General features: G+C 70.0%; 12 protein-coding genes. 7 read left to right on the forward strand and 5 right to left on the reverse strand.

Going from position 1 to position 13,623, the window contains the following annotated elements; all coding sequences use genetic code 11:
* Positions 1 to 15: 15 nt before the first annotated feature.
* The 6 genes from E1267_RS05660 (at position 16) to E1267_RS05685 (ending at position 5,681) form a co-directional block, all read left to right on the forward strand.
* Complete coding sequence (locus tag E1267_RS05660) at positions 16 to 1,650, forward strand: AMP-binding protein (RefSeq protein WP_165959473.1); 1,635 nt, start codon at positions 16 to 18, stop codon at positions 1,648 to 1,650.
* Positions 1,647 to 2,084, forward strand: a complete 438-nt coding sequence (locus E1267_RS05665) for an FAS1-like dehydratase domain-containing protein (RefSeq protein ID WP_132330471.1) — start codon at positions 1,647 to 1,649, stop codon at positions 2,082 to 2,084. The genes E1267_RS05660 and E1267_RS05665 overlap by 4 nt, the downstream gene beginning before the upstream one ends.
* Positions 2,081 to 2,503: a MaoC/PaaZ C-terminal domain-containing protein gene (locus E1267_RS05670; RefSeq protein WP_132330473.1), complete on the forward strand. Its 423-nt coding sequence runs from the start codon at positions 2,081 to 2,083 to the stop codon at positions 2,501 to 2,503. Before E1267_RS05665 ends, E1267_RS05670 begins: the two co-directional genes overlap by 4 nt.
* A complete protein-coding gene (locus tag E1267_RS05675; RefSeq protein ID WP_132330507.1) occupies positions 2,503 to 3,372 on the forward strand; it encodes an amidohydrolase family protein in 870 nt (289 codons plus the stop codon). The genes E1267_RS05670 and E1267_RS05675 overlap by 1 nt, the downstream gene beginning before the upstream one ends.
* 10 nt (positions 3,373 to 3,382) lie before the next feature.
* A complete protein-coding gene (locus E1267_RS05680; RefSeq protein WP_132330475.1) occupies positions 3,383 to 4,894 on the forward strand; it encodes an FAD-dependent oxidoreductase in 1,512 nt (503 codons plus the stop codon).
* 82 nt (positions 4,895 to 4,976) lie between these two features.
* A complete protein-coding gene (locus E1267_RS05685) occupies positions 4,977 to 5,681 on the forward strand; it encodes an IclR family transcriptional regulator (protein WP_132330477.1) in 705 nt (234 codons plus the stop codon).
* Between the two features lie 199 nt (positions 5,682 to 5,880).
* On the opposite strand, the gene E1267_RS05690 is transcribed toward E1267_RS05685, so the two are convergent.
* The 5 genes from E1267_RS05690 to E1267_RS05710 all read right to left on the reverse strand — a co-directional run bounded on the left by E1267_RS05690 (position 5,881) and on the right by E1267_RS05710 (position 12,277).
* A complete protein-coding gene (locus E1267_RS05690; RefSeq protein ID WP_132330479.1) occupies positions 5,881 to 7,095 on the reverse strand; it encodes an FAD-dependent monooxygenase in 1,215 nt (404 codons plus the stop codon).
* Positions 7,092 to 8,486, reverse strand: coding sequence for an MFS transporter (locus tag E1267_RS05695; protein WP_132330481.1), 1,395 nt, complete (start codon positions 8,484 to 8,486; stop codon positions 7,092 to 7,094). Before E1267_RS05695 ends, E1267_RS05690 begins: the two co-directional genes overlap by 4 nt.
* A 386-nt stretch (positions 8,487 to 8,872) precedes the next feature.
* Positions 8,873 to 10,021 (reverse strand): DUF3500 domain-containing protein, encoded by a 1,149-nt coding sequence (locus E1267_RS05700; protein WP_220449353.1) that lies wholly within the window; start codon positions 10,019 to 10,021, stop codon positions 8,873 to 8,875.
* A gap of 67 nt (positions 10,022 to 10,088) precedes the next feature.
* On the reverse strand, positions 10,089 to 10,892 hold the full coding sequence (locus E1267_RS05705; protein ID WP_220449354.1) for an alpha/beta fold hydrolase: 804 nt from the start codon (positions 10,890 to 10,892) through the stop codon (positions 10,089 to 10,091).
* A 449-nt stretch (positions 10,893 to 11,341) separates the two neighbouring features.
* Positions 11,342 to 12,277: a TetR/AcrR family transcriptional regulator C-terminal domain-containing protein gene (locus tag E1267_RS05710; RefSeq protein ID WP_132330485.1), complete on the reverse strand. Its 936-nt coding sequence runs from the start codon at positions 12,275 to 12,277 to the stop codon at positions 11,342 to 11,344.
* A gap of 179 nt (positions 12,278 to 12,456) precedes the next feature.
* Here E1267_RS05710 and E1267_RS05715 point away from each other — a divergent pair, with 179 nt between their 5' ends.
* Complete coding sequence (locus E1267_RS05715) at positions 12,457 to 13,326, forward strand: alpha/beta fold hydrolase (RefSeq protein WP_132330487.1); 870 nt, start codon at positions 12,457 to 12,459, stop codon at positions 13,324 to 13,326.
* Positions 13,327 to 13,623 lie beyond the last annotated feature (297 nt).

A 13,623-nucleotide genomic window follows, 5' to 3' on the forward strand; every position in this document is an offset into this window, starting at 1 on the left:
TCCACCGACCGCGCAATGGGCGTTGCCACGGCCCTGCGCGCCGCTGCCGAAGTGGTGGGCGACCGGCCCGCGGTGATCCAGGGTGACCGGTCCGTCGGCTACGCCGAACTGGACGCCCGCTCCTCGCGGCTCGCCGGGGCGCTGGCGGAGCGCGGGGTCGGCCCCGGCTCGACCGTCGCGATCTCCCTGTACAACTCGTTCGCGTACCTGGAGATCATGTACGCCGTGTTCAAGCTGGGCGCGCAGCCGGTCAACATCAATTACCGCTATCTCGCCCCAGAGCTGCACTACGTGCTCAACTACACCGATGCGGGCGCTTTCGTCTATGACACCAGCCTGGCCGCCCAGGTCCGGCAGATAGACGGCGACCTTCCCAAGCTGGGCCTGTTCCTGGAAGCCGGATCGGCCACCGAGCCGCTCGCGCCGGCGGTGTCCTTCGAGTGGGCGGCCGAGCACGGCCCCGTCCACGAGGAGATCGACACCGACTCGCCGCACGGCATCATCCTGCTCACCGGCGGCACGACCGGCCGGCCGAAGGGCGTCGTCTGGGACCGTGACGGGCTGCTGGGCATCATCGCCTCGGTCTTCCGCCAGCACGGTCTCCCGGCGCCGCAGACGCCGAGCGACGTGCGGGCGCAGGTCCGCGGGCTGCACGAGAGGGGCCTCGCCCCCACCGTGCTGCCGATGTCGCCGCTCATCCACGGCACCGGCCTGCTGCAGACGCTGCGCAGCCTGTACGGCGGTGGCACGATCTGCTTCTGCACCTCCAAGTCCCTCAACGCGGACGAGGTGTGGCAGACCGTCCAGCAGCACGCGGTCACCGACATGGTCATCGTCGGCGACGCGTTCGGCCGCCCCCTGGTGGACTCCCTGGCCGCCGCCGAGAGCTCCGGGCAGCCGTACGACATCCGCAGCCTGCGTACCATGACCAGCTCCGGCGTCATCTGGAGCGCCGACGTCAAGCGCCGGCTGCTGCGGTACGGCGCCGACCTGACCCTGATCGACAACATCTCCGCCTCCGAAGGAGGCCCGTTCGGGATGGCCGTGGCACGCTCGGAGTCCGACCTGGCGGACGGGCGGTTCACGCTGGCCCCCGTGGCCCGGATCCTCGACGAGAACGACCAGGACGTCAAGCCGGGCACCGGTCAGATCGGCATCCTGGCCAGCGCCGGACCGCAGCCGGTCGGGTACCTCAAGGACCCGGAGCGGACGGCCAGGGTCTGGCGGGTCGTCGACGGCGTCCGCTACTCGGTGCCGGGGGACCTCGCCTCGCTGGACGCGGACGGCAAGCTGATCCTGCTCGGCCGGGGCGACGGCGTGATCAACACCGGGGGCGAGAAGGTCTTCCCCGAGGAGGTCGAAGAGGCGCTGCTGACGCACCCGAAGGTCACCGACGCGGTCGTCGTCGGCGTCCCGGACCCGCGCTGGGGCCAGATCGTGGTGGCCGTCGTCGCCCCGGCGAGCGCCCTCGCCGACGTCGGGGACGAGACGCTGAGCGGCCTCGTGGCCGAGCGGCTCGCCGGATACAAGCGCCCGCGCCGGGTCGTCCGGGTCGACTCGCTCCCCCGGAGCCCGGCCGGCAAGATCAACCGCGTGTCGGCCCGTGAAGTGGCCACCCGCTACCTGCAAGCAGAGGAGACAGCGTCGTGACCGGCATACCGTTCCCGATCGAGCAGGGCCACGTGCGGACCTTCGCTCGCGCCCTGGGCGAGGACGCCGACGTGGTCCCCCCCACCTTCCCGATCGCCTTCGCCCAGTTCGACCCGGACTGGGGGCTGCGGATGCGCCCCGGCGCGCCCTGGAACGGCTCCGGGGGCGGGCCCGGCGTGTCATCGGGCGGAGGCGGCGGCCTGCACGCCGAGCAGGAGTTCGAGTACTTCCGCCCGATCCGGGTCGGCGAGACGCTGACGGCCCGCAAGCGCGAGGGCCGGACGTGGAGCAAGACCGGAGGGCGCGGCGTCCTCAACTTCGCCGAGCGGCACGTCGACTTCTTCGACGCCGACGAAGAGCTGGTCGCCCGCTCGACCACGGTCTCGGTTACGGTCACCCCCAAGACCGGCGACACCCCGGAGGCGGGCCGATGACCGTGACAGCCGACCAGGAAGTACGTCAGGTCGTCGTGACCGACCTCAAACGCACGCAGATCGTGATGTACGCCGGCGCCGGCGGAGACTTCAACCCGCTGCACACCGACGAGCCGTTCGCCACCCGGATCGCCGGCCACCCGACCGTCATGGCCCACGGGATGCTCACCATGGGCCTGGCCGGCCGCGTGCTGACCGACTGGTTCGGGCACGAGAACATCCGGCGTTACCGGGCGCGGTTCAAGGCGCCCGTCTGGCCCGGCGACACCATCACCGCGACGGCGACCGTCACCTCGGTGGACACGGTCGACGGGCAGCGGCGCGCCGAGCTCACCCTCTCGGCGGTGAACGCGGCGGGCGTGGAGGTGCTGTCCGGCAGCGCCACCGCGATCGTCGCCGACCAGGGGGAGCAGGCGTGATGGACATCACCGCGCTCGACGCGATCGACGTGCACACCCACGTGCAGATCTCCGTCCACGACACTCCGGGATCCGGTGACGACACGTTCTCGGCGATGGCCGACTACTTCAAGGCCGGTGCGGTCCGGAAGTTCACCGTGCCCATGATCGCCGAGTACTACCGCGAGCGGAACATGGCGGCGATCGTGTTCGGCGTCGACTCCATGCACGTCAGCGGCAAGGAGCAGTCTCCCGGCAACGAGGAGATCGCCGAGCAGGCGGCACTGCACAGCGACGTGCTCATCCCGTTCGCGAGCGTCGATCCGCATCGCGGCGCGGCGGGCGTGCGGGCGGCGCGGCGGCTGATCGAGGAGTACGGCGTCCGCGGCTTCAAGTTCCACCCCACCTCGCAGGGCTTCTTCCCGAACGACCGGATGGCCTATCCGCTCTATGAGGTCATCGCCGGGCACGGGCTGACCGCGCTCTTCCACACGGGCCAGACCGGCGCGGGCGCGGGCACCCCGGGCGGCGGCGGGCTGCGGTTGAAGTACTCCAACCCGATGCACATCGACGACGTGGCCGTCGACTTCCCCGACCTGCAGATCATCCTCGCGCACCCGTCGTTCCCCTGGCAGGACGAGGCGCTGTCGGTCGCCATGCACAAGCCGAAGGTGTACATCGACCTGTCCGGGTGGTCGCCGAAGTACTTCCCGCCACAGCTGGTGCAGTACGCGAACACGCTGCTCAAGGACAAGGTGCTCTTCGGCTCGGACTTCCCGATGATCACCCCGGAGCGCTGGCTGGCCGACTTCGCCAAGATCGCCATCCGGGGCGAGATCCGCCCGAAGATCCTCAAGGGGAACGCGGCCAGACTGTTCGGGCTCGGTTAGGGAGGTCGCGATGCACTGCACAGGTCCCTTCGACAGGACCGTCGACGTGGTCGTGCTCGGTCTGGGTGACGCGGGCGCGGTCGCCGCGGTGACCGCGCACGACGAGGGCGCCGAGGTGCTCGTCATCGAGAAGCAGCGGGCCGACGACCACCGGCCCAACAGCCGCTACGCCGCCGGCTACTTCCTCGTGCCGCAGGACGTGGACGGCGCGGTGGAGTACCTGTCCGCGATGTACGCGGTCAACGGCGAGCTGCCCCTGATCGATCCCGGCCTGATCCGCACCTGGGCGGAGGAGACGGCGGCCAACCCGACCTGGCTCGACGCGCACGGCGGCGCGTACCAGAAGATGAACATCCGTGGCGAGCACCCCTCTCTGCCCGGTCACGAGTCGATCAGGGTCTACAAGGCGCAGCCCGCCAGCGCCCCCGACGGCTACACCGGCTGCCCGATGCACGGCTTCCTCCGGAGCCTGGTGGCCGAGCGCGGGATCGAGGTCCGGTACGCCACGGCGGCCAAGAGACTGCTCACCGACGACCGCGGCGCGGTCGTCGGGGTGGAGACCGAAGGCGCGGACGGAGCCCAGCGGATCCGCGTGCGTCGCGGCGTCGTACTGGCGGTCGGCGGTTACGAGGCCAGCGAACGGCTCAAGAAGCACTACCTGCCGGTCACTCCAGTGCATTTCTACGGCACCGAGCACAACACCGGGGACGGCATCACCATGGCGGCCGATATCGGCGCGGAGCTGTGGCACATGAATGTCTGGCCAGGTCATTTCGTGGCGAGATTCCCTGGTGCCGGATACACCGGGGGAACGGCCGTCGACCTGTGGGGATCAGGCCGGTTCGGACCGGCCGAGGGCGTCACGCCCCCCGGTTCCATCTTCGTCGACGGGTCGGGCCGGCGATTCATCCGCGAGCCGGGCAAGCAGCACACCGCCCATCTGTCGCTTTTGGCAATGGACGCTGATCAGCTGACTTACCCCCGGATCCCGACGTGGTGGATATTCGATCAGGCCCGTTTCGAGCGGGCGACGCTGGTCCCCACCTACTCGGGCCCCGCCGGACCGGTCCAGGACTACACCTGGAGCGCGGACAACGTGGCCGAACTGCGGCGCGGCTGGATCCAGTCGGCCGAGTCGATCCCCGTGCTGGCCCGTGCCTGCGGGCTCGACCCGGAGACGCTGGAGCGGACGGTCTCCCGCTACAGCGAGCACTGCGCGGCGGGCGTCGACGCCGACTTCGGCCGCGACCCCGGCACGCTCACGCCGATCAGCGGTGATCGCTATTTCGCGGTTCCGCTGTGGCCGGGCGGCTCGCATACCGCGGGCGGGCCGCGCCGTGACGCGAAAGCGCGGGTGGCCTCGATTCACGGAGGTTGGATAGACAATCTGTACTCCGCAGGTGAGCTAGGATCAATGTACGGCCTGCTTTATCCGACGGGTGGCGGCAGTATCGCCGAATGTCTCGCGTTCGGCCGGATCGCTGGGCGTAATGCCGCAGCAAACCGGACCGTCGGAAGCTGACCCTCATGCGAGTGATAACAGGCCTGATCAAAATCAGCATAATGCGCGTTGTAAAAACTGACAGCGGTAGGGATGGCTTGACGTGAGCACTGGTGATCGCGCCGGGGACAGCGGGAGTCAGGGCAACGGGTCCCAGACCTTGGATCGGGGTCTGAAACTGTTGGAGCTGCTCGCCGTGGAGGACCGTGACATGACCGTCGCGGAGCTGGCCACGTCGTTGGGCATGCACCGTCAGGCGGTCTATCGGCTGCTCACCACGCTCCGCAGCCACCGCCTCGCCGCCGAGGGCAGCTCGGGCCGCTACCGGCTCGGGCTGGGCGTGATCCAGCTGGCCAGACAGGCCAACCCGCAGCTGCGGCGCGCGGTCGTCCCCTACCTGCGGACGCTGGCCGAGGAGCTCGGCGTCACCACGCAGTGCGTCGTGTCGGAGGGCGCCGACGCCGTGGTGCTGGCGGTGGTCGAGCCGTCCGACGCGGTCTTCCACCTGTCCCAGCGCAGCGGCGCCCGCCATCCGCTCGACCAGGGGGCCAGCGGTCTGGCCATCATGCTGGCCAGACCGCCCGAGGCCGACGACCCGGCCGGGGTGGTCGAAGCGCGGGAGCGCGGATACGCGGTGTCACGCGGAAACCTGACACCGGGCGCGGTCGGCATAGCGGTGCCGCTCTACGACCGTGACGGGCAGTCGCTGGAGGCAAGTCTCGGCATAGTGTCGATGGTCGACCTGGACGTCGAGCGCACCGCCAAACGCCTGCTCGCCACCGCGGAGCAGATCACCGCCCGCGTGTAGCGGTGCGAGCCGGACCCGCGGGCGAACGGCACGACTGTGCTCTGTCAGGAGACAGCACGGGAGTGCTCCTGCGGAGACGCTCCCGCCGCCGGATGCTTCCGAGCGGTGTCCGGGTCGGGTTCCACAACGATCTCAAATGGCTGCTGCCCGCCTGCGGGTCGGCCGCACTACGGGTCCCGTCCGCCGGTGACGCCCGCCATCAGCGCGCGTGCCCAGGCATCACGGGCGGTTCGGGCAAGGTGAGGGCCGAGTGGGCCGGTCGCCCCGCTGAGGAGGGGATGGCGGTGAGCTTGCGCAGCCTGTCGTTGCGCTGCTCCAAGGCCTCGGCGGTGGTGGGGAAGAGCGTTGCGCCGCCCTCGCCGACCAGCCCTTGGTTCAGGGTGACGAACTCGCGGGTTCCTTGTTCGTAGGTGGCGAAGCCCGCGGTGTGGTCCCGGCCGGCCAGGGAGTGGGCGAGCATGTACGCGCCGACGAGCGCGAGGCTGGTGCCCTGTCCGGTGAGGAAGGAGGGCGCGTGCGCGGCGTCGCCCACCAGTGCGACCCTGCCGCTGGACCAGCGGGGCATGCGGATCTGGGCGACGGCGTCGAAGAACACGTCGTCCGCGTCGCGCATGGCGGCCAGCATGCCCGGAACCTCCCATCCCGCGTCGGCGAAGACCTCGGCGAGCAGTTTGTGCTGGGCCTCCCGGTTCGGGAAGGCGTCGAACGGCGGTTCCGGCCGGGCGAAGTTCAGGAAGGCGTGCACCTTGTCGTCGTCCCTCGTGGCGTACAGAGCCGCGGCCCGGCCCGGGGTGTTCCACATCACGGTCTCATGGGAGAGCCCGAACGTGTTGCGCATCGTGAACACGGCGAAGCAGTAGCCGAGGTACCGGTGGAACTGCTCCTCGCGGCCGAACAGCATCTCCCGCGTACGGGAGTGCATGCCCTCCGCGCTGAGCACCATGTCGAACCTGCGGCTGCCGCCCCCGTGGAAGGTGACGTCGACCCCGTCGCCGGATTCGTCGAGGGTCTCGATGGAGTCGTTGAACAGGAACTCCGCGTCGTCACGGACCGCGGCGTAGAGCGCTTCGCTCAGATCGCCGCGCCACACCTCCAAATCCCGCCCCGCGACGCCGCCGGTGACGTTGTTCGGGTGGATCGAGGCCACCTCGCTGCCGTCCTCGTTCAGGAAGGTGAGCCGCCGCAGGTCGATGTGCGCGTCCTGTAGCCGCGGCAGGATTCCCATCCTCCGGATGACCTCCAGCGCGGTGCCGCGCACGTCGATGGGGTAGCCGCCGGCACGAACCGTGCCCGCTCTCTCCACCACCGTGACGTCGTATCCATAGCGGTTCAGCCAGAACGCGAGGGTGGGGCCCGCGATGCTGGCGCCCGACACCAGGACCTTGCACCTCGATGCCGTACGGTTGTACGTCATTCTTTGACTCCTTTGTCCAGCTTTCGGACGGTCAACAGGGACAGCACCGCGATGGCGCCGCCGATGACGAAGCCGGTGACGAAGGCCGATTCGGTGGGGATGTCCGACCCGGCAGGGATCCCGGCGGTCAGGAAGGCGCCGCCGATCTGCGCGCCCGCGGCGAAGGCGACCACGCGAATCACCAGAAGCAGGCTGGTGGCGGTGCCGGTGTCGCCGTGGCTCACCGCGGTGGCGGTCTTGACGACCACCGCCGTGACGCAGACGCCGCTGGCCAGGGCGACCAGCACCTTGCCGACGACGAGGTGCCAGATCTCGCCGTGGAGGAATACCAGGGCGAGCAGCGCGGTGATCATGCAGATGACTCCGACGGTGACCGCGGGACGCGAGCCGAAACGCCGCACCGCGACCCCGGCGACCGGCCCGGCGACCGCCGCCGCCACGGCCCCGGGCAACAGGTAGAAGCCGATGTCGGTGGCGCTGGCGCCGAAGCCGTACCCGTCGCCGGTCACCGCGAGCAGCTGCGGAACGAGATACATCGACAGCGAGGTGCCCAGGCAGACGGCGAATGTGATCGCGTACGAACTCCAGATCGCCGGCTGCGCGAGCAGGCGCAGATCGACCATCGGCGCCCGGGACCGGCGTTCGACGGCGACCCATCCGGCCACGAGGACGCCCAGGAACACGATGAGGGCGCCGAGCGCGATCGGCTGGCTGCCGGCCTCGGGCACGATCGCGAGCACCAGCATGAGCGTCAGCAGGATGCCGCTCATGAGAAGCAGGCCGGGCCAGTCGATCCTGGAGTCCGGCCGGCCCGGCGGGTCGTCCGGCATCAGCCTGTGGAGGAGCAGGGTCGTCACGGCGATCCCGATCGTCGGGATCGCGAACATCCAGTGCCGGGACAGCCCCTCCGCGATCGGCCCGGCGATCAGCGTGCCCAGCATGCCGCCGGCCAGGAACGACCCGCTGACCACTCCGATGGCCACCGAGGACTCTCCTTCGGAGAGGTACTTGCGCACCAGGATGAACGAGAGCGGCATCGCGCCCAGCATCGCGCCCTGCAGTACCTGACCGAGCAGCAGCACCGGCAGGCTCGGCGCGAGCGAGGACACCAGGCCACCGGCCACCACCACCCCCATCAGCCGGATCATGACCCGTTTCCCGCCGAAGCGGTCACCGAGGTTGCCCGTGATGGGCAGGAGAAGGGCACCGGTGATGAGCATCGCGATGCTGAGCAGCGCCCCTTCGGCAGGTGTGAGCGACAGTTCGCGCTGCAACAGCGGCAGCGTCGGCGACACCGCCGACTCAAGGGCGCCGGTGGAGGTGGCCAGCATGCCGAGAGCCGCGACGGCGGCCTTCCCGATGCGGAGCGGGGAAGCTTCAGTGGTGCTCATGAACGTCCTCTCCTCGTTGCCGGGCGTCCAGGTCGTCGGCGTGCGTGGCACTGCCGCTTGCCGGGGAGCTCGCGCCGGGTGCGTGAAGGTCGAGTGCATGAAGTACGCGAGGCGTCCATCCGGCCGTGTACGACGTGCCGAACGTGGCCGACGGGCCGACGCGGTCGCGGTGACGGACACGATCCGGCGGCGCGCAGCACCCGGCAGCCCGTCACGAAGGTGAGAGCGAGCATCAGACCAAGTGGGGTCACGTGCCGTCCCACAGCGGGTCGCTCAGCCGAGAGCCGGAGCGGCCACCGGACGATCGCCGCGTCCGGGGCACGTCGTGTGGAGAGGATCGTCGGTCGGTGACGGCTGTCGACCGGCCATGTCTTTCACATCCCGTTCTATGGCGCGTGGTGGGTGGCGTGGTGAGCGGCGAGGACGTCGCCGCCGAAGTCGGTCTCCGGGTCCCGCCATACGGCGTGGGCGTGGTTGGCGCCGCGGTGGACGTTGGTCCACTCGACGAGCAGCCGTGGTCCCTGCAGGCGGTAGTAGTGCGGCTCGCCCGCCGTGGTGGAACCGGCCCAGGCGAGGTGCACGGAGTCGAGCGCCGCCGGGTCGTCGTAGCGGGGGAGTGGGGACACCCCGTCCGGGACGCGGCCGAGGTAGGTGCCGAGCAGGGCGCGCAGCAGTTCCCGCTGCGCGGTGTCGAGCTCCGAGCCCGGCACGCCCTTGGGTGTCGGAGTGAGGGCCAGCGCCCGCCGGTCCGCACCGTACAGGCCGGTGGCCGGCTGATCGGCGCGGTCCGGGGTGTGCCGGCCGCGGCGCCAGAGTTCACGGCGGGTCAGTACGCGGTCGTCGATCCGGGCGCTGTTGCCCGCCACGACGTCGTTCGGGGGGCGCGCCAGCAGCACCGCGCGGGCGGCGAGCTCGGGGTGCAAGGAGCGGACCAGTTCGCGGGCGAGGTCCTCGGCCGCCCCCAGCGGGCGCAGCGCCGCCCCGCCCAGCAGCGGCGACGCGGCAGGGTCGGCGCCCAGGAAGCACGGCGTGGTGGCGGTGACGCTCCCGTCCACCACGAGGTGGTTGAGCGAGACGTGGTGGCCGCCGAACCGCCATCCCCAGGGCCGGGGCCCGCCGGGCTCGCCGAAGACGCGCAGGTAGTACATGCCGGGGTCGCGGGTACGTTCCCGCCCCCAGTTCACCGAGAAGCCCTCGACGCGGTCGAGTACGTTCTCCAGGCCGAGCACGGTGGCGACGGTGGTGTACCCGGCTTCGGACAGTCCGCTCGCGACCAGCCGCATCACCAGCCGGTGCTGGGCGGGGCGCTGCTGGTGGAAGGTGAGGCCGCCGTGGTCGGTGGGCGTGTAGAACCAGTGGGTGCGTTCGTCCTCCGCGCCGGTGCCCGGTGGCGGCGCGACCGCCATCTCCCGCTGGTCGGCGTCGAGGCTGTCCAGCCAGGCCAGGGCCGCTTCGGCCATCCGCTTCGCGACCTCGCGGCGAGGGTCGATCATCGCTGTCGCCCGGCGGACCGCGTACGGCTCGAACACCGCCACGGACACGAGGGCGAAGAGCGAACCGACGCGCGCAGCGTCTGCCGGCGGCGGGCGTGCGTCGCGTCGCTCACGTTGCCGGCACTCCGAGGAACTCGCCGATGTAACCGGCGATCGGTTTCGCGAACTCCATCGCGATCGCGTGGCGCCCGTCCTCGATCGAACGCAGCCGGGCGTTCGGAATCCGCTCGCGCATCAGGAGCGCGGCGGAGTAGGGCGCCAGCAGGTCCGCCGTGCCGTGCACGATCAGCGTGGGTGCGGTGATCTCCCCCAGGCGGTCGCGGACCTCGTGCGGCCGGGCGGCGTCGTGGCGGCGGTCGGCCTTGTCGGGGTCACGGTAGGTGAGCGTCTGGGCGGCCCGGTTGTGGAGCTCGGCCTGGCCTTCGGGCGTGACGAAGAAGTCCCTGACCGCCTTCTGCCGGTCGTCGTGGGACATGTCGAACAGTTCCCCGACGTTCGGCGGGCACAGCGCGAAGCTCGGCGTGGTGGCGATCAGGACGAGGGAGGCGACCCGCTCGGGATGCCGGAGCGCGGTGTGCTGTACGACCGCGCCGCCGAAGGAGGTGCCGAGCAGGTGCGCACGCTGGAGCCCCAGCGCATCCAACAAGGCGGCGAGGTCATCGGCGAGGTCGCCCATCGTGTACGGGACCGGCGGGTTCACGGTGATCCCCGAGTCGCGTTGATCGTAGGAGATCGCCCGTATGCCCGGGTCGAGGTGCGAGCGGAGCGTGGCGTACTGCGTACGGTCGCTCTCGCCGCCATGGACGAGCACCAGCGGCACGCCACTGCCACCATCGTCGATGATTCCGACTTCGAGATCGCCGGCCCGAATGGTCGTGGCCGGCTCGGCCGGCTCGTCCGCTACCTGATGCATGGCCATTGCTGGCCTCCTTTGTCGAAGCCTATATAGACAGCCATCTGAATTGAGAGAACTGTATCAGTTCATTCCTCGCTTTGGGAGACCCGCATCACACACGATCCGATGTCGAGGCAGGCACCTCGCCGAACTGCCGGACGTACACCACGCACGCCTGCCCGAACGGTACATCCTTGCTGTTCATCGCCGTTATGGTGCGAACCGCCGCGGCCATGCCGACGGCGTCCCCGTCTGGGGCGGACGCCGAGGAGGAACCTGACGCGCGCCTGCTCCAGCCGGCCGCTCATCGCCGCAGGCCAGGGGAAGCACTCGGGAGCGAGGCGCCGAGCTCGCCCGGGCCGGGCCGGTCGCGCCTGATTTTGCCGGTGAGGAGCAGCAGCGTTTGTTGGTCAGGTTGGACAGCGCTCGGGGCTAAGGCGGGCCCAGAATGTCGGCTTGGCCGCGCCTCAGCCCGGCAGCCCGAGAGCACGGCGGCGGGTGTCGATGCCATCAAGTAGGCGCTGCAACCCGTACTCGAAGACCGTGTCCAGGTCGAAATCGAACCGCTCCCTCACGACGTAGCCGAATCCGGGATTACCGGCGGACGACGCCCACCGCTGCAGGCCGTCCTGGAGGTGCATCCAGTCGTCCGCCGACATCCCAGTGTCCTCTTCTGCCTGCGCCTCCGCGAGACGGACCAGCGCCATGCTGCGCACGTGCCCGAACAGGTTGATGTGCGCGCACAGCATGTCGTGCGTATCAAAGCCCATCGCACGCAGTGTGCTGAACGACCACTCGGCCAGCGGCATCACGTTGGGCATGAGTCGCGGACGGCTCAGCGAGAACACCTCGGCGGCCCACGGGTGGCGGCTGAAGACGGTCCAGAATAGGTGCGCGGCCGCTTCGAGGCGTCGCCGCCAAGCTACCATCGGGATTTCGGGCAGCCGGGCACCGCCGAACACGCTGTCGGCCATCCGCAGCGTCAGGTCGCTCCTGTTCGGGACGTGGCGGTAGAGCGCCATCGTGGAGACGCCCAGGCAGACGGCCACCCGCCGCATTGTGACGTGCGGCAGTCCGTCAGCGTCGGCGATCCGCACGGCGGCCTCGACGATCCCGCGCTGGGTCAGCCCGGTGAGCCGTGCCCGTTTGCCGGTAGCCGAGCGGGCCGTCCCGGCTGTCCGCTTGTCCCGTCGCCGCACGGTGGTCCCGCGGCCGGGGATTGTCTCGACCAGGCCCGCCTCGCGCAGGGCGCCGATCGCCTTGGTGGCTGTGGCCATCGCGACCCCCCAGTCCCGGACGATCCGCCTGGTGGACGGCACCGGCTGGCCTTCCGCCAGTTGTCCGCTCCTGATGTCGCCAGCGATCTCATCGGCGATGCGTAGGTAGAGCGCTCGGTCTGTCATGACTCTCACTGTACTAGTGCGGTCGCGAGCCAACGGCTCGCCGTACTACTCCTCTGTTCTGCGACGACGTGCGAAGTGCACCACCTTGCGGGTGCGCTGCATGGCCTTGATCCGACACTGCTGCGTACCTTGTATGCATCGCGCGGGCGGGTCCGGGCGACGAGAGAGAGGAGAGCACTATGTCTGATCTGGCTGCCCACGTGGTGACATCGGCGGATGGCACGCCCATCGAGTACCTCAGCGTGGGGCGAGGGCCCGATGTCATCGTGGTCCCTGGAGCGCTCGCGGTGGCGTCCGACCTCACCGCCTTCGCCGGACTCCTAGCCCTGCACACCGTGCACACCATGCACACCGTGCACGTCGTGCAGCGGCGCGGCCGTGGCGGCAGCGGGTCACAGGGCGATCGGTACGGCATTGCGCGGGAGTGTGAGGACATCGAGGCGGTACGCGCCCGAACCGGCGCGCGGCTGATCTTCGGGCACAGCTTCGGCGGACTGGTGGCCCTGCGAGCCGCGTGTGGCAACCCAGCGTTCGACGCGGTCGCCGTCTACGAGCCGGGAGTGTCGGTCGGCGCGTCGATCCCGGTCGACTGGATCGACCGAGCACGCCGCGAGATCTCCGAGGGTGCGGACTTCGAGGCATTCATCACCTTCGTCCGCGGGATCAACCCGGAACAGACGGGACGACTTCCGCGCAGGCTTCTCCGGATCATCCTGCGGTACGCGATCCCCCGTGCCGAGATGCGGCAGAATCTCGCGCTCATGCCCCAGGCGATCAGCGAGCACGTCGAGGTGGGGCGGTTCGACGGCCGGCTGGCCGACTACCGCGAGATCGCCGCAGCCACCCTGGTCATGCGCGGCAAGGGGCGTGACACCGGCCGGCAGGCCGTCGCCCTCTCCCGGCTGGCCGAGACGATCCCGCGCTCCGAGACCGCGACATTCCGTACGCTCGACCACTTCGCTCCAGAGAAGAAGCCCGGCGAGATCGCGGATGTCGTCCTGCGGTTCTTCGCCGCGCATGCCCGGCCGTGCGTCCAGATCGAGGGCTGACCGGTGGCGCAGGATGCGGTCCAGGCGGGCGGCGGTGCCGTCCTGTCCGCGCTTCCAATTCGCGGTTCTCAGCGTAAGAACGGCAGCACTGCGGCGTGTCCCGACGAGTCGTTGTTGAAGCCCTGGCCCTGCTCATCCCGCGGAGCACATCAATGCTCCCGACCGCAAGCCTCTGGGCGCTGTTACTTCTCAGCGATATCACCTTCAAGCACAAACGACCGCTGTCGCAGCAGACCGACAAACGCTGTCACATGTCACCGACAGAACCACGCGCCGGCGTCAGGAGGTGATCAGCCC

Source organism: Nonomuraea longispora, from assembly GCF_004348345.1.
In the GTDB taxonomy this organism is placed as follows: domain Bacteria; phylum Actinomycetota; class Actinomycetes; order Streptosporangiales; family Streptosporangiaceae; genus Nonomuraea; species Nonomuraea longispora.

What these genes read in the sequence shown, in the direction of transcription:
- E1267_RS05695 (WP_132330481.1), bottom strand. Translation starts at nt 8,486, where the DNA reads ATGAGCACCACTGAAGCTTCCCCGCTCCGCATCGGGAAGGCCGCCGTC.
- E1267_RS05715 (WP_132330487.1), top strand. Translation starts at nt 12,457, where the DNA reads ATGTCTGATCTGGCTGCCCACGTGGTGACATCGGCGGATGGCACGCCC.
- E1267_RS05675 (WP_132330507.1), top strand. Translation starts at nt 2,503, where the DNA reads ATGGACATCACCGCGCTCGACGCGATCGACGTGCACACCCACGTGCAG.
- E1267_RS05680 (WP_132330475.1), top strand. Translation starts at nt 3,383, where the DNA reads ATGCACTGCACAGGTCCCTTCGACAGGACCGTCGACGTGGTCGTGCTC.
- E1267_RS05690 (WP_132330479.1), bottom strand. Translation starts at nt 7,095, where the DNA reads ATGACGTACAACCGTACGGCATCGAGGTGCAAGGTCCTGGTGTCGGGC.
- E1267_RS05705 (WP_220449354.1), bottom strand. Translation starts at nt 10,892, where the DNA reads ATGCATCAGGTAGCGGACGAGCCGGCCGAGCCGGCCACGACCATTCGG.
- E1267_RS05660 (WP_165959473.1), top strand. Translation starts at nt 16, where the DNA reads ATGGGCGTTGCCACGGCCCTGCGCGCCGCTGCCGAAGTGGTGGGCGAC.
- E1267_RS05710 (WP_132330485.1), bottom strand. Translation starts at nt 12,277, where the DNA reads ATGACAGACCGAGCGCTCTACCTACGCATCGCCGATGAGATCGCTGGC.
- E1267_RS05670 (WP_132330473.1), top strand. Translation starts at nt 2,081, where the DNA reads ATGACCGTGACAGCCGACCAGGAAGTACGTCAGGTCGTCGTGACCGAC.